Annotated in this window: 26 protein-coding genes and 1 pseudogene; 12 read left to right on the top strand and 15 right to left on the bottom strand. The window is 53.7% G+C overall.

The features are described 5' to 3' along the window. Positions 1-143 precede the first annotated feature (143 nt). The 8 genes from AC19YX_RS34655 to AC19YX_RS34620 all read right to left on the bottom strand — a co-directional run bounded on the left by AC19YX_RS34655 (position 144) and on the right by AC19YX_RS34620 (position 10,299). Positions 144-3,287 (bottom strand): efflux RND transporter permease subunit, encoded by a 3,144-nt coding sequence (locus AC19YX_RS34655; protein ID WP_042556863.1) that lies wholly within the window; start codon positions 3,285-3,287, stop codon positions 144-146. Continuing rightward, the gene (locus AC19YX_RS34650; RefSeq protein WP_042556864.1) at positions 3,284-4,768 is read right to left on the bottom strand and encodes an efflux RND transporter periplasmic adaptor subunit; all 1,485 of its coding nucleotides are present in this window, start codon (positions 4,766-4,768) and stop codon (positions 3,284-3,286) included. Before AC19YX_RS34650 ends, AC19YX_RS34655 begins: the two co-directional genes overlap by 4 nt. Next, positions 4,765-6,021 (bottom strand): TolC family protein, encoded by a 1,257-nt coding sequence (locus AC19YX_RS34645; protein WP_042556865.1) that lies wholly within the window; start codon positions 6,019-6,021, stop codon positions 4,765-4,767. The genes AC19YX_RS34650 and AC19YX_RS34645 overlap by 4 nt, the downstream gene beginning before the upstream one ends. A 99-nt stretch (positions 6,022-6,120) precedes the next feature. Beyond that, on the bottom strand, positions 6,121-6,462 hold the full coding sequence (locus tag AC19YX_RS34640) for a hypothetical protein (RefSeq protein ID WP_080896087.1): 342 nt from the start codon (positions 6,460-6,462) through the stop codon (positions 6,121-6,123). Positions 6,463-6,535: 73 nt separating this feature from the next. Continuing rightward, a complete protein-coding gene (copD, locus tag AC19YX_RS34635; RefSeq protein ID WP_042556867.1) occupies positions 6,536-7,474 on the bottom strand; it encodes a copper homeostasis membrane protein CopD in 939 nt (312 codons plus the stop codon). Positions 7,475-7,477: 3 nt separating this feature from the next. Then, entirely contained in the window at positions 7,478-7,861 is a 384-nt protein-coding gene (gene copC, locus AC19YX_RS34630; RefSeq protein WP_042556868.1) for a copper homeostasis periplasmic binding protein CopC, read from the bottom strand. 363 nt (positions 7,862-8,224) lie between these two features. Then, positions 8,225-9,613 (bottom strand): heavy metal sensor histidine kinase, encoded by a 1,389-nt coding sequence (locus AC19YX_RS34625; RefSeq protein ID WP_042556869.1) that lies wholly within the window; start codon positions 9,611-9,613, stop codon positions 8,225-8,227. After that, on the bottom strand, positions 9,610-10,299 hold the full coding sequence (locus tag AC19YX_RS34620) for a heavy metal response regulator transcription factor (RefSeq protein WP_042556870.1): 690 nt from the start codon (positions 10,297-10,299) through the stop codon (positions 9,610-9,612). The genes AC19YX_RS34625 and AC19YX_RS34620 overlap by 4 nt, the downstream gene beginning before the upstream one ends. Before the next feature lie 204 nt (positions 10,300-10,503). Between AC19YX_RS34620 and AC19YX_RS34615 the strand changes: the two genes are divergently transcribed. From AC19YX_RS34615 to AC19YX_RS34600, 4 genes are all read left to right on the top strand, one after another. Beyond that, positions 10,504-10,857: a co-regulatory protein PtrA N-terminal domain-containing protein gene (locus AC19YX_RS34615; RefSeq protein WP_042556871.1), complete on the top strand. Its 354-nt coding sequence runs from the start codon at positions 10,504-10,506 to the stop codon at positions 10,855-10,857. 167 nt (positions 10,858-11,024) lie between these two features. Continuing rightward, positions 11,025-11,561: a cupredoxin domain-containing protein gene (locus AC19YX_RS34610; RefSeq protein WP_042556872.1), complete on the top strand. Its 537-nt coding sequence runs from the start codon at positions 11,025-11,027 to the stop codon at positions 11,559-11,561. Positions 11,562-11,640: 79 nt separating this feature from the next. Next, positions 11,641-11,892, top strand: coding sequence for a DUF2933 domain-containing protein (locus AC19YX_RS34605; protein ID WP_080895976.1), 252 nt, complete (start codon positions 11,641-11,643; stop codon positions 11,890-11,892). Positions 11,893-11,894: 2 nt separating this feature from the next. Beyond that, positions 11,895-14,252, top strand: coding sequence for a heavy metal translocating P-type ATPase (locus tag AC19YX_RS34600; protein ID WP_080895977.1), 2,358 nt, complete (start codon positions 11,895-11,897; stop codon positions 14,250-14,252). A gap of 149 nt (positions 14,253-14,401) precedes the next feature. Here the strand turns inward: AC19YX_RS34600 and AC19YX_RS34595 are convergent. The 4 genes and pseudogenes from AC19YX_RS34595 to AC19YX_RS34580 all read right to left on the bottom strand — a co-directional run bounded on the left by AC19YX_RS34595 (position 14,402) and on the right by AC19YX_RS34580 (position 16,221). After that, positions 14,402-14,583 (bottom strand): annotated as a pseudogene (locus AC19YX_RS34595) (DUF1289 domain-containing protein). Beyond that, complete coding sequence (locus AC19YX_RS34590; protein ID WP_042556874.1) at positions 14,576-14,956, bottom strand: hypothetical protein; 381 nt, start codon at positions 14,954-14,956, stop codon at positions 14,576-14,578. Before AC19YX_RS34590 ends, AC19YX_RS34595 begins: the two are co-directional and overlap by 8 nt. Before the next feature lie 39 nt (positions 14,957-14,995). Then, positions 14,996-15,925 carry a CDF family Co(II)/Ni(II) efflux transporter DmeF gene (gene dmeF / locus AC19YX_RS34585; protein WP_500607998.1) on the bottom strand — a complete coding sequence of 310 codons (930 nt, stop codon included), beginning with the start codon at positions 15,923-15,925 and terminating at the stop codon, positions 14,996-14,998. Between the two features lie 20 nt (positions 15,926-15,945). Further along, positions 15,946-16,221 carry a metal/formaldehyde-sensitive transcriptional repressor gene (locus tag AC19YX_RS34580; RefSeq protein WP_042556876.1) on the bottom strand — a complete coding sequence of 92 codons (276 nt, stop codon included), beginning with the start codon at positions 16,219-16,221 and terminating at the stop codon, positions 15,946-15,948. Between the two features lie 139 nt (positions 16,222-16,360). On the opposite strand from AC19YX_RS34580, the gene AC19YX_RS34575 reads away from it, so the two are divergent. Next, entirely contained in the window at positions 16,361-16,573 is a 213-nt protein-coding gene (locus tag AC19YX_RS34575) for a hypothetical protein (protein WP_140396035.1), read from the top strand. Positions 16,574-16,579: 6 nt separating this feature from the next. Next, a complete protein-coding gene (locus tag AC19YX_RS34570) occupies positions 16,580-16,780 on the top strand; it encodes a heavy-metal-associated domain-containing protein (protein WP_080895979.1) in 201 nt (66 codons plus the stop codon). Positions 16,781-16,895: 115 nt separating this feature from the next. Here AC19YX_RS34570 and flgB read toward each other — a convergent pair whose 3' ends face one another. Continuing rightward, a complete protein-coding gene (gene flgB / locus AC19YX_RS34565; RefSeq protein WP_042556877.1) occupies positions 16,896-17,309 on the bottom strand; it encodes a flagellar basal body rod protein FlgB in 414 nt (137 codons plus the stop codon). Positions 17,310-17,659: 350 nt separating this feature from the next. Between flgB and AC19YX_RS34560 the strand changes: the two genes are divergently transcribed. The 6 genes from AC19YX_RS34560 to AC19YX_RS34535 all read left to right on the top strand — a co-directional run bounded on the left by AC19YX_RS34560 (position 17,660) and on the right by AC19YX_RS34535 (position 22,493). Beyond that, on the top strand, positions 17,660-17,866 hold the full coding sequence (locus AC19YX_RS34560) for a co-regulatory protein PtrA N-terminal domain-containing protein (protein ID WP_042556878.1): 207 nt from the start codon (positions 17,660-17,662) through the stop codon (positions 17,864-17,866). Between the two features lie 176 nt (positions 17,867-18,042). After that, positions 18,043-20,004, top strand: coding sequence for a copper resistance system multicopper oxidase (locus AC19YX_RS34555; protein WP_042556879.1), 1,962 nt, complete (start codon positions 18,043-18,045; stop codon positions 20,002-20,004). 12 nt (positions 20,005-20,016) lie between these two features. Beyond that, positions 20,017-20,265, top strand: a complete 249-nt coding sequence (locus tag AC19YX_RS34550; protein ID WP_176393382.1) for a hypothetical protein — start codon at positions 20,017-20,019, stop codon at positions 20,263-20,265. Next, positions 20,237-21,211, top strand: coding sequence for a copper resistance protein B (locus AC19YX_RS34545; protein ID WP_042556880.1), 975 nt, complete (start codon positions 20,237-20,239; stop codon positions 21,209-21,211). The genes AC19YX_RS34550 and AC19YX_RS34545 overlap by 29 nt, the downstream gene beginning before the upstream one ends. A gap of 9 nt (positions 21,212-21,220) precedes the next feature. Beyond that, entirely contained in the window at positions 21,221-22,036 is an 816-nt protein-coding gene (locus AC19YX_RS34540) for a c-type cytochrome (RefSeq protein WP_080963326.1), read from the top strand. Beyond that, on the top strand, positions 22,026-22,493 hold the full coding sequence (locus AC19YX_RS34535; RefSeq protein ID WP_042561924.1) for a DUF411 domain-containing protein: 468 nt from the start codon (positions 22,026-22,028) through the stop codon (positions 22,491-22,493). Before AC19YX_RS34540 ends, AC19YX_RS34535 begins: the two co-directional genes overlap by 11 nt. Before the next feature lie 440 nt (positions 22,494-22,933). On the opposite strand, the gene AC19YX_RS34530 is transcribed toward AC19YX_RS34535, so the two are convergent. Beyond that, positions 22,934-24,259 (bottom strand): OprD family porin, encoded by a 1,326-nt coding sequence (locus tag AC19YX_RS34530; protein WP_042556881.1) that lies wholly within the window; start codon positions 24,257-24,259, stop codon positions 22,934-22,936. Between the two features lie 220 nt (positions 24,260-24,479). Then, a complete protein-coding gene (locus tag AC19YX_RS34525) occupies positions 24,480-24,812 on the bottom strand; it encodes a DUF2790 domain-containing protein (RefSeq protein WP_042561925.1) in 333 nt (110 codons plus the stop codon). Positions 24,813-24,983 lie beyond the last annotated feature (171 nt).

Here is a 24,983-nt window from a genome sequence, read left to right as displayed (position 1 = left end):
CGTATGTATCGAAATTAGCGAGTTTATGCAAAAGACATAAACTTGCTAATTTCGATACATACCGCGCGTAGGACTGATGAAAACGGGCTGTGCAGTTCAAACGAGGCTGCAAGCGCAGCCCCTTTTGTATGCATTTTTACGCGTCAGTGCTTGCCAGGCTCAACGGACAAGTGTCGACGACGCATGAGGTGATAGGCCGCCGGGATCACAAACAGCGATAGCAAGGGCGCCGTAACCATACCTCCAATCATCGGGGCGGCAATGCGGCTCATCACCTCGCTGCCGGTACCGCTTCCCAAAAGTATTGGCAACAAACCAGCGATAACCACCGCAACGGTCATGGCCTTGGGTCGAACGCGCTGCACAGCGCCTTCACGAATCGCGGCCATTAACCCGTGTTCTGTGTTGTCACCGAGGTCTTGACGCTCGGCCCAGGCATTTTTCAGGTAGAGCAGCATGATCACGCCAAATTCTGCAGAAACACCGGCCAAGGCGATAAAGCCGACCCCGGTGGCGACCGACAGGTTGAATCCCAACAGATAGAGAAACCATGCCCCGCCCGTGAGAGCGAATGGCAGCGTGGCCATAATCAGCAAAGCCTCATCAAGGCGTGCAAATGTCAGGTAGAGCAACACGAAGATGATCAACAGCGTGGCAGGCACCACCAGTTTGAGTCGTGCGTTGGCCCTTTCAAGAAACTCGAACTGACCTGAGTAGCTTAAGCTCATGCCGGGCTGCAACTTTACCTGCTCACTGACGACCCGGCGTAGATCGGCCACCACGGAGGCAATGTCCCGGCCATGCACGTCGATGTACACCCAGCCTGAAGGCCGTGCGTTCTCACTCTTGAGCATTGGCGGCCCGTCGTTGACCTTGATCTTCGCCACGGTGCCAAGGGTGATCTGGCTGCCTAGTGGGGTGTAGATCGGTAACTGCTCCAAAGCACCGAGCGAATCCCGCCACTCCCGAGGGTAGCGGACGTTGATTGGGAAGCGTGCAAGCCCTTCAATGGTCTCGCCGACATTTTCACCGCCGATAGCGCCGGCCACGATCGACTGCACATCGGCGATATTCAGTCCGTAGCGGGCGGCGGCTTTTCGGTCGATATCCACGTCGATGTAACGCCCACCGGTTAATCGCTCGGCCAAAGCCGAACTGACACCGGGTACGCCCTTAGCCACTCGCTCGACCGCCTGAGTCGCGGCATCAATCTCCGTCAGATTGGTGCCGGCAACTTTCACCCCAACAGGACTCTTGATCCCCGTAGCCAGCATGTCGATACGGTTGCGAATCGGCGGTATCCAGATATTGGTCAGCCCAGGAACTCGCACCACTCGATCCAGCTCTTCCACTAGCTTTTCCTGAGTCATGCCTGGACGCCAATGCTCCTGCGGCTTGAACTGGATGGTGGTTTCGAACATCTCCAACGGCGCCGGGTCGGTGGCAGTTTCAGCACGACCGGCTTTACCAAAGACATGTTCGACCTCCGGCACGGTCTTGATCAGGCGGTCGGTCTGTTGCAGCAGTTGCGACGCTTTCTGCGCCGACAATCCCGGCAGAGCCGAAGGCATATAGAGCAGGTCGCCCTCGTCCAACGGTGGAAGAAACTCGCCACCCAAGCGCGACATTGGCCATAATGCGCTGATAAAAACCAGCAACGCGACCAGCAGCGTGATCTTCGGTCGTCGCAAGACTGCATCCAGAGCCGGCTGGTAGATCCGGATGAGCCAGCGGTTCAACGGGTTCTGTTGTTCACTGGGAATTCGTCCCCGAATCCAGTAGCCCATCAACACCGGCACCAAGGTCACTGACAATCCCGCCGCCGCGGCCATGGCGTAGGTCTTGGTGAAAGCCAGCGGGCCGAATAGCCGCCCCTCTTGCGCTTGCAGGGTGAACACCGGAATGAACGACAGCGTGATGATCAACAAACAGAAGAACAGTGCTGGTCCTACCTCCGCCGCCGCTTCAGTCATCACGTGCCAATGACGTTCACCTTTCAGTTCCTCCCCAGGATTGGCCGCGTGCCAGGCCTCAACCTTCTTGTGCGCGTTTTCAATCATCACCACGGCAGCGTCGACCATGGCGCCGACGGCGATGGCAATCCCGCCCAGGGACATGATGTTGGCGTTGATCCCTTGATAGCGCATCACGATGAAGGCAATCAGTACCCCCACCGGCAGGGAGATGATTGCCACCAGAGATGAACGCAGGTGCCAGAGAAAGATCCCGCAGACCAACGCGACGACGATGAACTCTTCGATTAGCTTGTGGCTGAGATTTTCCACGGCGCGGTCGATCAGCTTGCTGCGGTCGTAGGTGGTGACGATTTCCACCCCCGCCGGCAAGCTGCTTTTCAACTCGTCGAGTTTGGTCTTGACCGCCGCAATGGTTTCGCGAGCATTCTTGCCGCTGCGCAGAATTACCACACCGCCAACCGTCTCGCCTTCGCCGTCGAGTTCGGTGATGCCACGCCGCATTTCCGGACCCAACTGGATCGTGGCGACATCGCTAAGGGTCACCGGCACACCGCCCGATCCCAGCTTGAGTGGGATCGCCCGAAAATCATTGAGCGTTTTCAAGTAGCCGGAAGCCCGCACAATGAACTCGGTCTCTGCCATCTCTAGGACGGCGCCGCCGGTTTCCTGATTGGCCTTGCCGATCGTTTCGGTCACCTCGGCCTGCGTGATACCGAGGCTGGCCAATTTGAGTGGATCAAGCTGCACCTGGTACTGCTTGACCATCCCACCCACGGTGGCCACCTCGGCAACATTGGGCAGAGTCTTGAGTTCGAACTTGAGGAACCAGTCCTGAAGTGCACGAAGTTGCGCCAGATCGTGTCCGCCACTGCGATCTACCAGCGCGTACTGGAAAATCCAGCCAACGCCTGTCGCATCTGGCCCCAACGCCGGTTTGGCGCTGGCCGGCAAGCGACTTTGTATTTGGCTCAGGTACTCCAACACCCGCGAGCGGGCCCAATACAAGTCAGTACCGTCTTCGAACAGCACATAGACAAAGCTGTCACCAAAGAAGGAGTAGCCGCGCACGGTCTTGGCGCCAGGCACCGAAAGCATGGTGGTGGCCAACGGATAGGTCACCTGGTTCTCGACAATCTGCGGTGCCTGTCCCGGATACGGGGTGCGGATGATCACCTGAACATCGGAGAGATCCGGCAGCGCATCAATGGGCGTGCTCTGCACCGACCAGATGCCCCAAGCCGTGACAAAAAGTGTCGCCAGTAGCACCAGGAATCGGTTGGCCACTGACCAGCGAATCAGGGCGGCGATCATGGCTGGCTCCCCGATTTGTCTAGACGCTCAACACGCAGGCCATCGTCGGTCTGACTCACCGCAACCCGAACCTTATCGCCCGTTTTGAGGCCCAGCATCAGCGCCGGAGTAGCGAGTGGGAACGTCATCGTCATGCCAGGCATGCCCAACGTTTTGAAGGGACCATGGGCGAGTGTGACTTCTTTGTCGTTGATCTCAACGATCTGCCCATCCGCCTCATGAAAACTGGAGACTGCTGCGCTGGGTGGTGACTCTTCCTCCGAGCTTGCAACGATGCCCTTGAGACTGGCCTCCGAGTCGAGCAGGAACTGGCCAGAGGTAACCACCTTCTGGCCCTCTTCCAGACCTTTCAAGATCGCCGTCTTGTCATCGTTTTCCTGCCCGATCAACACTTCAACAGGACGATAGCGGCCAGCGTCTTCAGCAAGCATCACCAGAGCACGTCGACCGGTGCGAATGACGGCCTCGCTCGGCACCCACAACACACTTTGCTCCGTTGAACGATTGAGGCTCACTCGTGCGGTCATACCCGGCCTGAGACGGCCTTCTGGGTTGGGTAACTCGACGCGTACGCGAAGGGTGCGGCTATCCGGATTGGTTTCCGGAAGAATCGCGCTGACGACGCCCTTGAGCACAACCCCAGGGAACGCGGGCAAATGCGCCTCTGCCGTTTGCCCCATGAGGATCGATCCAGATTCAGTCTCCGGAACGGCCAAGGCCAGCCAGACGCTACTCAAACCATTAACGCGTGCCAGTGTCTCGCCGGCGGCCACCGTCATACCCTCGCGCACATTGAGCTCTTGCAGCACACCACTAATAGGGCTGGTGAGGGTCAGGTTTGGTTGGACTTTGCCACTGCGCTCTACTTGAGCAATTGATGCCGCCGGCATCCCGGTGAGCCGCAAGCGCTGGCGAGCCACTGCCAGCAAGCCTGTATCGCCACTGCGCTTGAGTGCGAGAAATTCCTCCTGAGCCGCAGCCCACTCAGGTACAAGGATATCCGCCATGGCGGCATTGGCTTTGATCACGTCGCCAGGAGCATGGGCATACACGCGCTCGACGAAACCCGCCGTACGGGCTTGAATGACGGCGACGTCCCGTTCGTTGAAAGCCAACACTCCGACAACGTCCAGACTCGAAGCAAACACACCTCGACTGACGGTAGCCAGTCGCACACCGAGGTTCTGGGTCAGGCTTGGATCAATGCGAACAGTGTCACTGTCCCCCTTGCTATCCGCGTACTGAGGGACCATTTGCATGTCCATGAAGGGCGACTTACCCGGCTTATCGAATTTCTGTTGTGGGTACATGGGGTCGTACCAATACAGAACTTTGCGATCGACTGATGACTCAGGCTTCTGCTCCGGTGCTGCATCCGGTACCGAGCTCACCCTCGGTTGGGCCAACCAGTAACCACCGGCAACCCCCAAAGCAACTGAGATGCTGACAACAAATACCCCTTTCCGTGTTCTAGAGATCATTGAGCGGACTCCCCATAGGCGAAATACAGGCGAGCGCTGGTGAGAGCACGCTGCTCTTCAACATCAATCTGCTTGAGACGGGCTTCGATAAGCTCGCGCCGAGCAGCCACGACGGAGTTCAAATCGCCTTTGCCGGCGCGGTAGCTGGCCATGCTGAGCTCGACCTTCTCCTTGGCCAGAGGCAGCAGACTGTCCAGGGTTCGGCGAACGGCACGATTCAAGCGTTCATAATCGGCCAGATCGTCCTCCAGTTGCTGGGTATGCTTGCGTGACAGGGCTTCCCGCTCGGCCTCTAGCTGGTTGAGTTCAGCGTGCTTGGCCGCAATTTTGGGGTTTTGCCGAGAGTCAGGAAACAGTGGTAGATCCCAGGAAAATTGCACGCTGACCATGTCGCCGAACTGTCGGCCGCGATTCTGATAGTCGACTTCCCAGCTCCAATCCGACTGTTTTTCCGCTTCGGCTTCACGGACCTTGGCTTGCGCTTCGCGGGTCATTGGCGCAAAAGCTGCCAATTCTGGGTGATGTTGCAGCTTATGAGAGTAGTCAGAGGCTTCGACAGGCCATTCAGGCAAGCTGCCCACAGGTTTGTCATTGGCGGCTGGTCCAATCCAGCGCTTCAGGGCAGCTCGGGCCTGCGCTCTCTGACGAATCAGATCGTCCTGCTGCTCTTCCAGTTGTGCCGCTTCCTGTTTGGGCGTTACTGCATCAGCAGGTTGAGCGCGGCCACCGGCAATTTGTGCCCGGACGGTATCGGCCAGCAGACGGTTTTCTTTGTAGAGGTCCTGAAACAGAGTGTCTTTACGCTCAACCGAGTAGCTGTTGATCCAGGCCAACGCCGTGGCCTGACGAACCTTTAGACGTTCGACCCGGCGCTCAGCGGCGGCGCGTTCAATGGCCGCATCAGCGACCTCGATTCGGGCTTTGCGCTTAGCGCTGCTGGGCATCTCCTGACTGACTCCGACCATTCGCATAGTCATGAAGTCTTGGTCGATGCTCCAGCGATCCGGCCCCCCAATGGGGTAGTTCTGTACGCCTAGCAGCAACTTGGGATCGGGTAGTTCACCAGCGGGGATGGCCGCACTACTGGCAGCCTGAATTTTCGCGTCTTGTGCAGTCAGCGACGGCGCATTGTTTTCAGCCAGCTGCAAAGCTTCATCGAGTGTCAATGCGGCAGCGAGACTCGGCAATGCCAGTACGCTTGCCGCCAGGCCGGCCACGAGGGACCACCCTGTGCAATAGCACTTGGAGTTCATGTTCACGATTCCTGTGATGATCCACTGCGCGCTTCATCAGACATGCACGCAGATATGCCATCCCGCTAACGCGGAATGAGGCTCAGTGTGGTACAGGAATCAAATGCGGGGCGGTCGCCATACCCCTGAAGGGGTTTGGACAGGATGGGAGTCTATGGAGATGGACGCTTCGAGGGGGCTAGATAGGGGGACCAGAGGCTTGATGATAGAGACTTGCAGCATGCCGCCGGTCTTACACTCCTGGCCCGGCTTGCAGGGTTTACCATGCTCGGTGGGACTTTTCATGTCATGGCAGCAGTCTTGGCCCATGCCGTCCATCATCGCCATGCCCATGGTTTGCATGGGACACGGCTCTGTCGGCGCCTGAACACCCGCCATCCCACTGAGGGGAAGCGCCAAGCTAATCAGGAATATCAGGCAAAACCGTACATAGCGTGTCATGGACTGAAGTGTAGCCAGTAGAAATGGTGCTAACAATCCCGTTCCCGGCTTCTTGGTTAGCTGCCAGAAACCTCTATTGCGCGCTCATTTCCATTTCAGGACTTAGCGTGCCTAACCATGCGACCAGACAGATGATGAGGATTGCCATCAGGAATTCGAATTTCATGCTGCGGCGCAAGGCATTAACCGCTACAGAGTATTGACCATTGCGAACTGAGCGCTCCAACTGCGGGCTTAAGTGAAAGCGGTTCAGTGTGGCTAAAACGATCATCCCGGCAAAGAGCAGGATCTTCAAAAACAGCAGCTGACCATAGGTACTCAGCATGACCTCATCAAGGTTTGGACCGACGATGAAAAGGTAATTCACGACTCCCGTTACGCTTATGATCGCAACAATCACACCGCCGGCCGACTCAAAGCCAGTCAGCACGCGGGCAAGAATTCGTGCTTCCTCCTCGCCCTTCAGCGATTTCAACCGCAGCAGTAGAGCGAAGGCCGCTAGAGCACCCAACCAGCCACCTGCCGCTAATAAATGGAAAATATCGCTCAGAAAATGCCAGTAGCGGCGGCTGCCTTCGTCCATGGCACCGTGCCCTGTCCAGGCTAGCGTGGCCAACGCGATTGCTCCACACACGGTGACGATCCAGAGGCTGGGTGTCGGAAATCGTTTGTTCAACGCGACGCCCATAATTGCCCCAACCAAGGCGGCTATTCGGACCATCCAGGTCAACCCAACGTCGGTGCCCATGATGACCATTTCAAAAATGTGGTGATGTAGCTCCATAAGCTCCGATACACCGCTCATTGCTTTCGCAAGCAACAACATCGAGGCAAGGGACAGAGCTACACCTGCAACAGAAGTACCGTAAAGAAGCGACTCAAAATTCAAGACCGTGCCCGATACCCTTTCTTTTCCCCTGAGACTGTACAAGCCAAATATGGCCAATCCAAATAACAACATCAGGTCAAAATAGAGAGCAAAGCGAACCACAATATTTATTGAGTCGCTCATGGATCATTTCACTTTGAAGGAAAAGTTGCCGGTGATCGGGTGGGTGTCCGAGGAGACTGCACGCCATTCAACTTTGTAGGTACCGGTCGTCAGAGGTGCAGCCGGCGTAATCACCATCGTTTTCGGATCACCGCCAGCAGCGACGGCGGCCTTTACACCCATTGGAGAGTTCGGCATGCCAGGCATATCAGTCATGATCAGTTTTGCACCGGAAAACTGAGTGGTGAGATTCTCGGAAAAGTGCAGTTCAATTTTCGAAGGGGCCGCCGCATCCGAGCCTTCCGCCGGAGTGGAAGAAAGGAGCTTTGGATGTGCTTGAGCTACGGCACTCAGAAGCAAACCAGCAGTAAGTGCAACAGCTACGGTCGTAGTTTTAAGGAATGACATGCAAGACTCCTCACAGCAAGAGCTGTTGATTTGAGGTTTGTTTGGGAAGAACTAGTTTGTAATTTTCAATTTAAAACCACTGATGGTTAACTCGGAGCTTCCATCTCTAGTGCAGGTTGAACACGAAAATCTCGCTAAGCCCCAACGTCACAGTGCAAGAACACGATGCCACACGAACGCAAACTGTTCGATTACATTTCAGTCAGCTTGACACGCTGTTTGGGATCGAATTGGCGAAGGTCGCAAGTCTTAGAAACGAGACCGCACGCCGCAAATACTGGGGTATTCACTCATTCAAAAAATTACGAAACTGGATGCAGGCCCAAGTCGCGCTAACGCCGTTGATCACAAATGCGGCATTGCTCAGCTGACCTGCAAGTCAACACTAGGAAACTCGAGATGAAAGGCCGTTTTACCGTCACATGACGTACACCAGATTTTGCCATCATGCGCCTCAATAATTGATCGGGTAATCGACAAACCTAGCCCTGCGTTGCTTGGGCTTCCTTCCCTGCGCGCTGGGTCCACGCGATAAAAACGATCGAAGAGCTTTTCAAGATGTTCGGGGGCAATGGGTTCACCCTGGTTCTCCACGACGACCAATACCGACATCTCCTTCTGGAGGATTTCGACACTGATCATCTTCCCTTCCGAGGTGTAGCGAAGCGCATTAGAGAGCAGGTTAGATATAGCTCTGTGGAGCATAAGGACATCGCCTCGGACGCTGCCCCTTCCTGAAACCTTCAGTTCTATCCCTCGCTCATCTGCCAAAAGACGGTAGTATTCAAGCAGTTTCTCCACGACTTCCACCAAATCTATTGGTTTGTTCTCGTGGGTGATCAGACCATTGTCTGACTTCGCCAGAAATAGCATGTCATCAATCATCCGACTCATACGCTTCAAGTCATCAAGATTTGAGTACAGGTTGTCTTCGTAGTCTTCTATATTCCTTTTTCTTGAAAGCACGACTTCGGTGTGGGTCATCAAGTTGCTTACAGGAGTCCGTAGTTCGTGGGCAATGTCTGCGGAAAAATTCGATAACCGGACAAATGCATCGTCGAGTCTGGACAGCATTGCGTTAAAGGACAGCACCATTTGCTGAAGTTCTTTAGGAACAGGCGCTAAAGGGATGCGCTCTTTTAGTGATTTTGCTGACATAGAGGCGGCGACCCGCGTGACCTGGCGAATAGGCCGCATGCCACTGCTTGCTACCATCCAGCCAAGCGCCGCACTGACCAGCGCGCTAATTACCAGCCCTATCCAAAACCAGCGCTCAAGCGTCTCGAAAAAGGACATATGCTGAGTAACGTCAAAGATCAAAATGACTGTCAACGGCTTGTCTTGCCCCGTCACAACGGCTTGTGCTGTCACGCCACGGAACATCTGCTCTTGCTCCCGCCACTCCCAGACGTTGTTGTTTGTGGTTGTGCGGAACTCCTTCGGAATATCTACCGGACCGGGATCTGCGAACAGCAGCTTGCCTTCACCATCGATTATTAGGGCCGTCAAATCCCGGTGAGCACCCAGCAGCGCTTCCAGCTCAGGCTTAAATTCGCTGAATTGATCGATGGTGTTCAACCCGGACAAAATTCTCTGGGTCGAGTGGAGCTTTTCGTTCAATGCCTGCTGATCCAGCATCTTAAAGTGATGCCGACTGAGGTTGTTGAAACTAAGTCCGGCGACCGTAAGCACGGCCGTTACCGCGAGCATGAACATCAGACTCATGCGAGTTGTCAGGGACATCCGATTCATTCCGACTCCGAATCAGGCGCGTCTAGCATGTAACCCATTCCCCTCGAGGTATGAATCAACTTGACCTCAAAGTCGTCATCTATCTTGGCCCTCAACCGTCTAACCGCAACCTCGATAACGTTGGTGTCGCTATCGAAGTTCATATCCCAAACCTGGGAAGCGATAAGTGACTTTGGCAGCACCTCCCCACGACGTCGCAGCAACAGCTCAAGCAACGCAAACTCTTTGGCCGTAAGGTCGATGCGCTTACCTGCACGAATGGCCCGACGCTTGAGTAGGTCCACCTCCAGATCAGCCAATTTCATGTAGGTTTGCGAAGGCGCGCTGTTACCGCGACGCAGCAACGTTCTGACTCGAGCAAGCAATTCAGAAAATGCGAAGGGTTTGATCAGGTAGTCATCTGCGCCGAGTTCAAGTCCTTTAACTCGATCTTCAACGCGGTCTCTCGCTGTGAGAAAGAGTACGGGGACGTCTTTCCCGGAAGCGCGAACCTTCTGCAGAACTTCCCAGCCATCCAATCCAGGCATCATGACGTCGAGAATCAACAGGTCATACGCTTCGCTCAAAGCGTGCTGAAGCGCCTCTTTTCCATTAGTAAAACGATCAACATTGAACCCCGCCTCGGTGAGTCCTTGCTGCAAATAGATACCTATTTTTGGTTCGTCTTCAGCGACAAGAAGTCTCATGAGGTCGTTCTCTGATAGTGATGAAGCGGAGTCTGCAACGAAAACCGGCAGCCAACCAGCAACTGACAGAAAAGTAATATTGGCTTCAGGTAGATGTCAGCGAGCGCTGTCTAGGGTTCAAGCATGAGTACTTCCTAGTGCTCGACCGACTCTTCAGCATGAAACGTTTAGGAGCCGGAAAACAATTCCATAAGGAGTTGCCCCATGAATCGCCTGAAAATTCTGTTTTTTGTGAGCTCAATACTCGTCTCAGCTTCTGTATGGGCTGAAAGTGGCGGAGACCGGGTTATAGAGCGTATGGAGGGTCTGCGCAACAAGGCAGAAGCTGTCCTGATACAAGCTGAAAACGCTCCTGAAGGTCAGCGTCATGTCCACATGACTGAGCATATGAAGATGCTGGGAGAGCTCATGAGCCAACTCCATAAAGATCATCCAGACGCCTCAATGTCTCCTCAGCAGCACCTCGCCTGGATGGAAAAGCACGACAAAATCGTCGATGACGTTTTGAACCAAATGCAGCGCGAGCACAAATTGATGCTTTCAGAGAATCATCAGTGAAAACCGGCTTCCAATGGGCTTTTTGAACAGTAACGTTAAATACGGCGTCATTTGGACGCCGTGCTTTTTTGAAAACTGACAGAAATGTAGTGTTCAGGTCAGTTAACTGGCAGCTCCATGTCTTTAGCATAGCCAGTGCTCCCACTCCTCTTACTCTCGAGGTCACTATGAAAGCTAAGCTCGTTACCCCTGTCATCGCAGCAATCACTCTCCTCTTCGGTGCTACGGCTATGGCCAGCGCAGGGCATGGGAAAGAGGACATCGGCCAGCCTGGAGTCGCCTCTCAGGTTACTCGTACGGTGGAGGTCGAGATGGGCGATATTTTCTTCAAACCTGAAAGCATCGACGTTAAGCCTGGTGAAACCATTCGATTTGTCCTTCGCAATGATGGTTCGCTGCTGCACGAGTTCAACATCGGCAAAGCCTCTGCTCATGCAGCACACCAAAAAGAAATGGCAAGCATGTTCCAGAACGGGACGCTTAACCCCACCGGTACCGGAAAAACGATGAGCGGTATGAGCCACAGCATGGGTGGAATGAAGATGGTCGGAATGGAGCACAACGACCCGAACAGCGTCCTGATTGAGCCTGGCGCAACCCAAGAGCTGATCTGGACCTTCAACAACAGCACAGGCCTTCAGTTTGCCTGCAATGTGCCCGGACATTACCAATCGGGAATGGTCGGTCAGTTTGACCTGAAATAAGCCTAAGCCGGCTTCTCCCACCGCTTCGACACAGGAGTTGGCTACGCTCTGTTGCAGAGTACACAGTGAGGCTTAGATCATGAGTAACCATCAGCGCCTGGATGGAAACACCACCGCACCATATTGGAGGCGCAAAACAGGCGTTGTCCTAATCATGCTCATTGCGATTGGTGCCTTCTACGTGTTGCGGGAGCATTTCAGCCACGTTTATCCATTTTGGCCTTATCTGATTCTGTTGATCTGTCCATTAATGCATTTTTTTGGACATAGCCATGGCGGACATAGCCATGGCGATCAGGCAGCAACCCACAAGGACAAAGAAGGGAAATAGACATGCCTAACATATCGAGCCACCACGACCACAGTCACGCCCATGCTGCTCCGCTAAATGACGATGATCTACGTGACCCGGTGTGCGGAATGGCAGTCACTTCATCAAGTAAATTTGGTGAGTCTTATCAGGGACAGAAGTATCAATTCTGTAGCCTGAAATGCCAGGAGAAGTTTCGAGCTGATCCTGAACGCTTCAGCAGTAATGTTTCGAGCGCCGAGTCCCGCGTCACCACTCCAGAGCCTGCGGTACAAACAGGCACTGAGTTTACCTGTCCGATGCACCCGGAAATACGCCAGCCCGGACCCGGCAACTGCCCTAAATGTGGCATGACATTAGAGCCGGTCATACCCGCGCTCGATGAAGAAGAAAATCCTGAACTCCGGGATTTCGCCCGCCGCTTTTGGTGGTCGCTGCCATTAACCGTGATAGTGACCTTGCTCGCCATGGCGGGACACACGTTACAACTTTTCCATGGCCCGATCCAAAACTGGATCGAGCTGGCTCTGGCGACACCGGTGACCTTGTGGGCAGGTTGGCCTTTTTTTGTCAGAGGCATAGCATCTATTAGAAATCGCAGCCCAAATATGTGGACACTGATTGGGTTGGGTACCGCCGCAGCATACCTTTACAGCGTCATGGCAACGCTCTTACCTCAAAGCTTTCCGGCCACCTTCATGCAAGATGGACGCATCGGCGTCTACTTCGAAGCCGCAGCGGTCATCATCTCACTCACCTTGCTTGGGCAGATTCTTGAGCTCAAAGCACGATCGCAAACCTCCGCCGCCATCAAGTCCCTTCTCGGCCTGTCGCCCAAGACAGCACGCCGGATCAATACCGATGGACAGGAAGAAGACATTCCTCTCACCCATGTCCACCTTGGAGACCATCTACGGGTCAGACCCGGTGAAAAGGTTCCAGTTGATGGCTCAGTACTGGAAGGTGAAAGTGCGGTGGATGAGTCCATGCTTACTGGCGAACCAGTGCCGGTAATGAAGAGAGCTGGAGATAGTCTGATCGGTGCCACGCTCAATACACATGGGAGCTTAGTAATGGAGGCGCAGAAGGTCGGCGCCGAGACCATGCTGTCACAGATCGTACAGATGGTCGCTCGGGCTCAGCGATCCAAAGCACCAATGCAACGAATGGCCGACTCGATTGCCGGCTACTTTGTGATGGGTGTTATCGCGATTGCGATACTGACATTTGTTGGTTGGGGGCTTTTTGGCCCTGAGCCCAGCTGGGTGTTTGGTCTGATCAACGCTGTCGCCGTGCTGATCATCGCTTGCCCCTGTGCGTTGGGTCTTGCTACGCCCATGTCGATCATGGTTTCGACAGGTAAAGCAGCCAGCATGGGCGTGCTGTTCAGGGATGCCAGTGCCATCGAAAACCTATGCAAGATCGACACACTGATTGTCGATAAGACAGGCACCCTGACAGAGGGACGGCCAGTGTTTCACAGTGTGGAGGCCACACCCAGTTTCAATCCCCACGATGTTCTTCAGCTTGCTGCCAGCCTTGATCAGGGCAGCGAACATCCCTTGGCTCATGCAATCGTCGATCACGCCCGAACCGAGAACATTAAGCTCACCAAGCCAGGATCCTTTGAGTCTGGTTCAGGTATCGGGGTCAGTGGCATCGTTGATGGCAAGAAGATCCAACTGGGGAACACCGCGTTGATGGAAGCCGCAGGTGTCAGCACCAAGCCCCTACAAAAGCGTGCAGAGTTGTTGCGACTTGACGGCATCAGCATCATCTACCTCGCAGTCGACGGGGTATTGGCAGGGTTGTTGGCAGTATCAGATCCGATTAAGCCGACCTCCAAAGAAGCAGTCACCAAGCTCAAGGCTGATGACATCAAAATCATCATGGCTACTGGCGACGGGCTCACCACCGCTCGGGCTGTCGCCAGGGAGATGGGGATTGAAGAAGTCCACGGTGAAGTGAAACCTCAGGACAAGGAGCGTCTGGTCGCAGACCTTCAGCAAAACGGCCGGAAGGTCGCCATGGCCGGTGACGGTATCAACGATGCACCAGCCCTGGCGCGAGCAGATGTGGGCATTGCCATGGGGACAGGGACTGACGTTGCGATGAATAGCGCGCAACTCACGCTAGTAAAAGGCGACCTGATGGGGATTTTGCGAGCAAGGGCTCTTTCGGTCGCAACAGTAAAAAACATGCGGCAAAACTTGGGTTTCGCCTTTCTTTACAACTCGATGGGTATCCCCCTTGCCGCAGGCTTGCTCTATCCACTGACGGGACACCTCTTGTCGCCAATGATCGCTGCCATAGCCATGAGCGTCAGTTCTGCATCTGTAGTTTTCAATGCATTGAGACTGAGGAATACCCGAATTGACTGAACTTCAAAATTGCAGCGCACTTGCCATGCGTTTGCATAGAACCTGACCAGTCATTCGCATTTGACTGATCTGTGATTGAGAATTTGACCAACCAGACATCAAAGCTGAGGGGCTCATAACGACCCAAAGCGGTAAATCTGGGCAAGGGACTACCCATGTGTTTTCTTCAGTCCTTCAAGCGCACACTCGCCCTTTGCACAGCGGCCATTTTTTCAGGCCGCTTCATGCGTTTCCATTTTCTGATGTCTTCCTTGCTTCGCCCACAGCTCATACACAGATCACCACTGAGTTGACAAACTGAGATGCAGGGATTCTCGATTTCTTTAGCCATTGTCAGCCACCTTTGGACACACGTATTGAGTCAGGCGGGTGTTCCAGTAACCTCCGTGAGTTCGCTGACACTCCTCCTCAGAGTCGAAGTGGACGCTGTGGTCTGAAGGGGTCAGGACGATGTCGGCCTCCTTCAACGCGATAGCCGTCAGCTCAAAGATGCGCGCCTTCGCGTCAAACAAGGCGAGCTTTCTATCCGCCAAGGTTTCGAATACCCAGATGACCTTCAGGGTTTCAGCCAGCGCGTTGAGGTCAGCGGTATGGGTGAGCCAGATAAAGCCTTTGATTTCACCTTTTGCTGTTTCACACGCTTCGGTGAGCCTGGTAATCAACCGGCGTTCTATCCGCGCCAGTTCGCGTTTCCCTGGTGGCATTGCGGGTTCCTTTGGAGACAATGGAGGGCAGGCTCTGAATCAGGCCGGTCGAAACTCGACCGTCAGATGGCTGACTTCGTGAACCGGCTTGAGACGTTCACGAATGCTGTCGGCGTTCGCAGTGGCCTTACCAACGACGCTGACGATGGCCGCATGGGCTTGCGGCCCAATCCGCCAGACATGCAAGTCAGTGATGATGGCATCCCCCGGCTTCTCAACCAGTTCGCGGATTTCCTCGGCAACGTGCGCATCTGTCTGATCCAGCAGCACACCTGCGGTGCCCCCCATCAAGGTCCAGGCCCAACGCGCGATAACAATGGCGCCGATGATACCCATGACCGGATCCAGCCAAACCCAACCGAGATAACGCCCGGCGAGCAGTGCCGCAATGGCCAGAACTGAAGTGAACGCGTCCGCGATAACGTGGACGTACGCAGATTTCAGGTTGTTGTCGTTCCCGTGACGGGCATGGGCATGGGCATGGGCATGATCATCATGGTCGTGCTCATGACTGTGCCCGTGGCCCAGCAACAACGCACTGACAATGTTGACAATCAAACCGGTAATCGCGATGAGCGTAGCGGTGCCGAACTGAACTTCCGTTGGCTGCAAGAGGCGCATGACAGACTCAATGCCAATTCCCAGGGAGACCATACCGAGAACCAGTGCCGAGGCGAATCCGCCCAAGTCTCCAACCTTTCCGGTACCGAAACTGTAGCGCTCGCTGGAAGCATGGCGTTTTGCATATCCGTAAGCGGCCGCCGCGATGCCTAATGCGCCGGCATGGGTTGCCATGTGGAAGCCATCGGCCAGTAACGCCATCGAACCCGTAATATAGCCGGCGGTGATCTCGCCGACCATCATCAGCACCGTCAGTGCCACAACCCAAAGCGTACGCTTGGCATTTTCGTCGTGCGCTGAGCCAAGGAACACGTGGTCGTGTGTGTAATTGATGTTGGTGTTGCTCATGAGTGTGTACCTAGATGCGTTCACTTAGCGTAACGGCGAATGGCTTCAAGAAGCTCTTCGACGCCCCTGTTACGCTCTTCTTCGCTGAGCGCAGGGTTCGCGACATGCTCCCGCGCGTGGTCCTCGATGATTTCCTCCATTAAGCCGTTGATTGCTCCGCGAGTGGCAGCAACAAGGTGTAATGTTTTTGCGCAATCGAGATCCGATTCCAATGCTCGTTCAACGGCTTGGATTTGTCCGGCTATGCGTTTTACGCGTTTGAGAAGATTTTCTTTGTTTGCTGCAATATGGCCCATGGGATACCCCCCCTACCTATGTATTGCGCATGATAGGCATACCCCCTATGCCTATGCAAGATCATAGAGCGGAGAGAGCATCTACAGTCCCTGGCAGAAAAGAGGCCTCAAGTGCGAGCGAGGAGCGAGAGGAGCTGTAATGTCCGCCTCTAACCGTTCTCTGCCGGCGATGGCCAAAGTCGAATACGCTGCAAATGGTTGGTCAGGTCAAATGCAAACGAGTGGTCAAGTCTGCCCAACTACCCATCACAATGACGGTCACAACCCGAAACAGATAACTGTTGACCTTGCCATCGTGTCAACGTCGATGCTGTTGGTGCGGCGAAAAGAAACCGCTCAGCTTGAGAGGTAAAAAACCATGTTCGTTTTAAATGTTTCCGGCATTGGTTGCGGCAGTTGCGTCAGCAAAATCACCAAGGCGATTCAGTCAATGGATAACGAAGCTACGGTTTCCGTGGATCGGTCAGCCGGTAAGGTGAGAGTTGAAAGCAGCGAAAGCCCAGAGCAGATTCGTAAAGCTGTCGAGGCGGTAGGTTTTCCTTGCCAGATCAGCGCTTGAAGCGCTGACAGCTGCCCCTGGTCAGACGCCCGTTGCAGGGGGGATCCACTTGGTGAACATTCAGGGATACCATAGCAGCGTCGACCACAATTACCGCTCGCAAGCCCCTGCGCTACTAATCACCTCGCAGAGCTTTGAGCAAACCTTTGAATGCTCCATTCAACCGAGTAAAAGCGGCGTCGAAACGTATTCCATTTTCTGTGTACTTTGCGACCTCAACCTGCTGATCGACAGTATTTTGGTCAATGGCAGGTTGAGCCGGTGTACTGTAAAGCAAACTAATTCCATAAATATCGCTTACGGATTCTATTCCGGCAATGTGTTTTACATTTGTTGTTTCCAAAGAAAATAGAGTGGCAGGTGTTTTTTCTATTTCGCGGGCGAGCACAGTAGAAAAATCTAAATCTCGGGCCTTGTAGTTCGGCGTATCAGCATTTGCGATGTTGTTACTCAGGATTTCGGCTCTTTGGCTACGAAGATTCAAAGCTCTTTCCGCTACGCCGACCGCTTTTTCGAAACTAATACTCAAGCAATAATCCTCAACAAGCTCACTTATTTACTACGCGATACCTCCGGATTCACATCTCCGACCAATAGAGGTTCAAAGACATAGTCACCTTGAGTAACGAAAACCTACAAAGGTTCGCCCGTTGATATTATTGGTGAGTAATATCGATGCGCGCTGGAAGACCGAGACCTTAAGGACTAAATACGATGTTCTTCAAGAGAAATATCACAACCTGACGCAACTGTAATATTGGCCTAAGCTTCCCGACAGCGGGTGACCCTTATAGTCCTATTGAGCCTAATGCTCACCCGCTACGAATCAATGCACGATTGGATTCAGGGGCGGCCAGTACTGATCTGAGGAAACCCCAAATGAACACTATCAAATCCTTGTTCGTCATCGCTGCTCTGAGCATTTCATCTTTGGCTATGGCTGAGGGCGGTGGTGATCGGACTTTCGCACGTATGGAATTGGCCAAAAATAATTCGATGGAATCGTACCAGGTAGCTCAAACGCAGAGCTCTCAACCGCCTGTCGCTGAGAGCAAAGCGAAAGCGATGGATCATAAAAACTGCTGAACGATTAGGCACGCGGCCAACCTGACAGAAATGTAATCACTAAGGTGGTTTAGATGTGGCAATTTCTGAGCTCGCTTGCTGTAAAAATTCGTCTTTTTAACGGTAAGCGAAGCTCATCTTGCCAACTCACGGGTTGTTTTGAACGGCTCCCTTTTGACTGATTGGAAATAAACGGCATGCATTCCAAAACCTCTAGACGGACATTCGTTAAAGGCCTGGCCGCCGGTGGCATCCTTGGCGGCCTTGGTCTGTGGCGCACTCCTGTATGGGCAGTGACCAGTCCAGGCTTGCCGAGCGTCCTCACCGGCAACGAATTTGATCTGTTTATTGGTGAAACCCCTGTAAACATCACCGGCTCGCCGCGCACGGCCATGACCATCAATGGATCATTGCCAGGACCCTTGCTGCGTTGGCGCGAAGGAGAGACAGTCACACTGCGTGTGAAAAATCGTTTGGACCAGGACACTTCCATCCATTGGCACGGGATCATCCTGCCGGCCAATATGGACGGCGTACCCGGATTAAGCTTCCATGGCATCGCACCCGACGGTATGTACGAGTACAAATTCAAGATCCATCAGAACGGTACGTATTGGTATCACAGCCACTCGGGCTTACAGGAGCAGGCAGGCGTTTACGGGCCAATCGTTATCGACTCGAAAGAACCTGAACCTTTTCAATACAACCGCGACTACGTGGTGATGTTGACTGACTGGACCGATGAAGATCCTAGTCGCGTCATGGCGAAGCTTAAGAAGCAATCTGACTACTACAACCACCACAAACGTACCGTTGGCGATTTCATCGACGATGTCAGCAAGCAAGGCTGGTCATCTACCGTAGCCGACCGAAAGATGTGGGCAGAAATGAAAATGAACCCCACTGACCTCGCAGACGTCAGTGGAGATACTTACACCTACCTCATGAATGGCCAGGCGCCCAACGGTAACTGGACCGGTATTTTCAAACCAGGTGAGAAGCTGCGCCTTCGTTTTATTAACGGCTCGGCGATGAGCTATTTCGACGTTCGAATTCCTGGCTTGAAAATGACCGTTGTGGCCGCCGACGGCCAACACGTCAAACCGGTCAGCGTCGACGAATTCCGCATCGCCGTAGCTGAAACGTATGACGTGATAGTTGAGCCCGCCAGTGAAGAGGCTTACACCATCTTCGCCCAGTCTATGGACAGAACCGGGTATGCACGCGGAACCCTCGCAGTTCGCGAAGGATTAAAGGCACAAGTGCCTGCGATCGACCCTAGGCCTCTTTTGTCCATGGATGACATGGGAATGGGCGGTATGGCTGGTATGGACCATGGCAGCATGGCTGGTATGGGCAGCGGCGACATGTCCGGCATGGCTGGCATGGATCACAGCAAGATGGCGGGCATGGACCAAAGTGACATGACCGGGATGACCGGCATGGACGGCGGTGATATGACTAGCATGGCTGGTATGGATCACAGCAAGATGGCTGGTATGGACAAAGGCGACATGGCCAACATGGCTGGCATGGACCATAGCAAGATGGCGGGCATGGACAAAGGCGATATGTCCAACATGGCCGGTATGGACCACAGCAAGATGGCTGGCATGGGCGGTATGGGTGGAGAAATGCAGACTCACCCAGCCTCCGAAACCAACAACCCCTTGGTTGATATGCAAGCCATGACCCCGACGCCAAAGCTAAACGATCCAGGCATCGGTTTGCGGAACAATGGTCGTCGAGTCCTCACCTATTCAGACCTGAAAAGCACTTTCGAGGACCCTGATGGCCGCGAGCCCAATCGCACCATTGAGCTACATCTGACCGGTCACATGGAAAAGTTTTCCTGGTCCTTCAACGGCATCAAATTTTCTGACGCTGAGCCCCTTCGTCTCAAGTATGGGGAGCGTCTTCGCATCACCTTGGTAAACGACACCATGATGACGCACCCCATTCACCTTCACGGAATGTGGAGCGACCTTGAAGATGAAAACGGCAAGTTCATGGTGCGCAAGCACACAATCGACATGCCACCAGGTACCAAGCGCAGCTATCGAGTCACCGCCGATGCCTTAGGTCGCTGGGCCTATCACTGCCACCTGCTTTTCCATATGGAAATGGGCATGTTCCGTGAAGTACGGGTTGATGAGTAAAGGAGACGATCTGTGAGCACATACCTAAATCGTAAATCGCTGGTCGGTTGCCTCTTTGCCGTCGGCTTGATGGGTGGACTCTCGTCCGTGGCGCTGGCAGTCGAGGATAGTAGTGTTCATTCACCTGCTACTCCTGCGGAGCCAACGAGCAAGCCTGCAACTGCGACAAAAGAATCAAAGCCCGATCACGGATCAATGGATCACAGCAAGATGAGCCATGAGTCGATGGGTCATGACCAAAAAACCAAAAAGGCAGATTGAGATCATGACCAGTAAGTTTTTACGTCCAACGTTGATGGCACTGGCAGTCTCTACCAGTCCTGCTTTCTCTTTCATGGCCCAGGCGGCAGAAGAGATGGATCACTCCAAGATGGATCGCGGCTCGATGGGAGCTATGGACCATAGCAAGATGGGGGCAATGGATCACAGCAAGATGAGCATGGACAATGGAGCAATGGACGGTATGGAAAGTATGGATGGAGGGGCTACCACCACCAGCCGAACTCCAATCCCTGTACTGACCGACGCTGACCGTGCAGCCGCGTTCCCTGATGTGGCTGGTCATGGCGTTCACGACAAGAAGGTCAACTCCTTCATGCTGCTGGATAAGTTTGAGTACCAGGATGCTGACAACGGTAGTGCGTTGGCCTGGGATGCAAAAGGATGGATCGGCGGTGACGTTGACCGACTGTGGTTGCGTTCGGAAGGCGAACGTACCAATGGCGTAACGGAAAACGCTGAACTCTCAGCCCTTTGGGGGCACTCCATCGGTCCATGGTGGGATGTCGTCACCGGCGTACGACAAGACTTCAAGCCCGGATCACCACAAACTTGGGGAGCGCTCGGTATTCAGGGCATGGCCCTCTATAACTTTGAAGCCGAAGCGACTGCCTATATCGGTGAGAACGGTCAAACCGCTGCTAGATTGGAAGGCGACTACGACATTCTGCTGACCAATCGCCTGATCTTGCAGCCAACGGCCGAAGCCAATTTTTACGGAAAAAATGATCCTCAACGCGGCATTGGGTCTGGATTGGCAAACACCGAAGTAGGGCTCCGATTGCGTTATGAGATTGTTCGCCAATTTGCCCCTTACATTGGGGTTAGCTGGAGCCGCTCCTACGGCAATACGGCAGACCTGGCCAGCGATGAAGGAGAGCATGCGAACGAGGCGCGATTTGTCGCCGGTATTCGGATGTGGTTTTAAGAGCCTGACATGAAAAGAACGTTGAAAACATTGACTGCTGCCGGGGTGGTTGCCGCAATAACAGGTGCCGGCGTGGTTTATTTTGGTGTGATCAATGTTGGGGCGGATGAACCACACTCCGATCCCGTTTACGCGCTACTTTCCACCGCTCGGGATCGCTCGATCGAAGTGCGCTCACGCGACATTAAAGTCCCCGACCTGAGCGAAGAAGCTCTAATCCGCGCAGGTGCTGGCAACTACAACTCTATGTGCATCGGTTGCCATCTCGCTCCGGGTATTGAAGGAACCGAGTTAAGTAATAGCCTTTACCCCGCACCTCCGAATCTTTCAAAACTGGGCGTTGATGGAAACCCTGCCGCAGCTTTCTGGATCATCAAGCATGGAATCAAATCCACAGGCATGCCCGCTTGGGGTAAAAGCATGGCCGATCCCTACATATGGGGAATGGTCGCATTTCTCCAGCAGCTGCCTTCAATGGATGCAGAGCAATACAAAGCTCTCGCAACCAGCAGCGGTGGTCATCAACACGGTGGCGGCGAGAGCAAAATGCATAACCATGAAGGCCAGCATGAGGGCCAAAAAGGCGCTGTCGCGGGGCATCATGATGCGGGTACAGGCGAAGAAATAGCCGAAGCAGGCGACCATCATGGCGAGAGAAACAGCGCTCATGCCCATGAGGCGGCCGAAGCGCCTTCTCAGGATGAAAGTACCGAACACGCCCATCCTCAGGTTGTGGAGGCTTCACATGACGCCCCTGCAACTCCGGCCACTCAGCCAAAAACTCATACCCACGCTGATGGGAAGGAACATACCCATGCGAAATAACTTTCTTCGTCCCGGTCGGGCACTTCGCCTCGCTGCATTTGCGGCTCTGTTTATCAGTTCAGCTGGTCATGCAGCAGAGTCGCTGACGATCGACGTCCATCGTGACGCTAACTGTGGATGCTGCAAGAAGTGGATCCAGCACCTTGAAGCTAACGGCTTCACCGTCGTTGATCATGTAGAAACCAACATGAGCGCGGTCAAGCAGGATCTCGGTGTTGCTCCACGACTCTCGTCCTGCCACACAGCAATGATCAATGGAAAGTTTGTTGAAGGTCACGTGCCCGCCGAGCAAATCATTGCGATGAGCAAACGTGACGACCTTCTCGGGATCGCCGTTCCTGGCATGCCGGCTGGATCCCCGGGCATGGAAGTCAACGGAAAACATGATGCTTACCAGGTAATCGGTTTGTCCAAAGCAGGCGCAGACCAGGTCATTGCTGAATACCCCGGAAACTAATCTGGCCCCTCAATCCTGTCCCTGCGTGGTTAGCGACATAGCCATGCAGCGGGACACATACTGTCCATTCCGCGCTCAAGTAACACGCAAAGACAATGAGCTACTGTTGGCCGTCTCTCCTGCTGTTCCCCCCAGCCCCACTCTATAACGCCCTCAGCTAAACGATGCGCACGCAGTCGAAGTGAATATCGACGATGACTCTGCACCTTCAGTCTCAGTTATGAATGGAGATTGCCTGTCAACGGATCAAAAGCTCCTAGACAGCAGGTTTGCCAAGCGGGGCGAACACAGGTACTGACAACAGGACGTCCCGCACTTATGTCAATCCACACAAAAAAAGGCGCCACTAGGGCGCCTAAGCCGCCTCCCAAACCAAAGGAGAAACAAGGAGACGGGGTGTACCTGGTAGTCGAACAATTGGTGCCGCAGGTTAGCGCTCGTTAAAGCAGTTGCAGTGGGTACTCGACAATCAGTCGGACCTCATCCAAATCAGATTCGAAATCGGTAGCACGCGTGGTTGCTTGGCGAACACGCAGCGACATGTCCTTCAGAGAGCCTGACTGGATGATGTACTTAGCCTCAATGTCTCGCTCCCAACGCTTTTGGTCTTGCAATGGCGCTCCATCTGCTCCGCGACGCATATACACGCTGTTCGCGTTGGAATAATCAGCGTCCCACCCCTTCGCGTAGCGGGTCATGAAGCTAAGGCCTGGGATGCCGAACGCTTGCATATCCAGGTCGTAGCGAAGCTGCAAGGATTGCTCTTTCGGTGAGTTGAAGTCGCTGTACTGGATGGAGTTATCCAGAAAAATCGAGTCCGATTGGCGCAGGTAATCAAAGTCGTCATTGCCGTTGCTGCGCTGATAGCCAACGGTCACCGTGTGGACGCCGAATTTAACCCCGGCTTTGCCACTCCAGATATTGTTATCAAAGCTGTCCAGGAGTTTTTTACCCTCGTCGACCGCGCGGTAGTAATTAAATCCACCGATCAACGCGACGCTCTCTGAGAGCGGGTAGCTCAGGGAAGTGCCTGCGTAATACTGATTCCAAACATCCTTAAATTGGCTGGCGTAAAGACTCACACCAACATGCTCATTAACGGTGTAATCGCCCCCAAGGTAAGCAATCCATGGAGCATCAACAGCACCGGCATAGAAAGTCGAAAAGCCGTCACGCATGCTGCTGGAGTTGGGTTGGCTCATCGCATGCAGCCGCCCCCCCTGAATGGTCAGGTCTTTAATGGTGGTGTTGGTGAACGTTGCCCCCTTAAAGCTCTCTGGCAGCAGTCGAGAATCGCCATATGCCACGACAGGCGTGGATGGAAAGACATCTCCTACTTTGACCACCGTATCCATAAAGCGAGCCTTCGCGGCTCCGCCTACTTTTGAGTAAGAGTCTTCAGGTTGGCCTTTGCTGTTGTAGGGCATGACATCCACTGAGCTTCGAGCCCCCGAGCGCCCATCACCCGAATCAAGCTTGAGTCCTACCATTGCAAATGCATCTATGCCGAACCCGACGGTGCCTTGGGTGAAGCCAGACTCAAATCGCCCGATAATCCCATGAGCCCATTCTTCAGCGTAACCATTGCCTGTGGGACTTGACTGGCCCTTTCGATTGTCACGATTGAAGTAGAGATTACGATTGAGAAGACTAAGGGAGCTCCCTTCAATGAACCCCTCAGGTTTTTGCTCAACGGCCACTGCAACTTGCCCCATGCTCATGCCAAGGGCAATGAGAGAAAGACCATAAAAGCTTTTATTGTTCATTTAACACTCCAGGCTTTTGCTTGGCAGAGTTTCTTTATGAAATATTTTTATCATTATAAAAAGCCACCGGCACATAGGGATTCCCTCTACGTGCCGACAGACATAATTTCATACAAAAGATAACTTCAGCGTGACCTGAAAATTACTTCTATGTCAGCGACCAGCAAGCATGCTTAAAAAGCGTAAATGAATGATTTGATGTAGACATGACCTTAAGGGGCTAACTCCCATGTGGGCAGTCGGTACCCATAATCTTGTATTCCACGGTATTAAGCTTGCCCGCCGAATCTTCATAGGTCATGCGCGAAGGCGCAACACTACAGTTTTTGTTGGCCTGTGTGACACTGATCACCTTCTGAATATCGAGGTTCATACCATATTCATAATGAACAACTTCAGGGACGGCCTTACCATTTCTTAAGGCATATTGCTCCATCGCCTGTTGGTTTTCTTGCATCATCCGACCATACACGCGGTCACCGCCTCCTTCAGCCATGGCTAATGAAGATAAGGTCAAAACCGAAGCGGCGCAAAACGCTTTCACTGCTGTCATTGCTTTCATGATTTTCTCCTAAGCTCAATTTTCTGAGTTAAAGAGGGCGGCCGCAAAAACTGAGTGCAACACCTCACCCTCCGGTAAGGTGCCGCCATGTCCTATACAGAACTCAGCGTCGAAGAACGCGCCACGATCCAGGTCGGGCAATATCAAGGTCTTAGTCAGCGC

The sequence above is a fragment of the Pseudomonas sp. MF09150 genome, from assembly GCF_059862355.1.
This window is presented reverse-complemented; position numbering and strand designations above follow the sequence as displayed.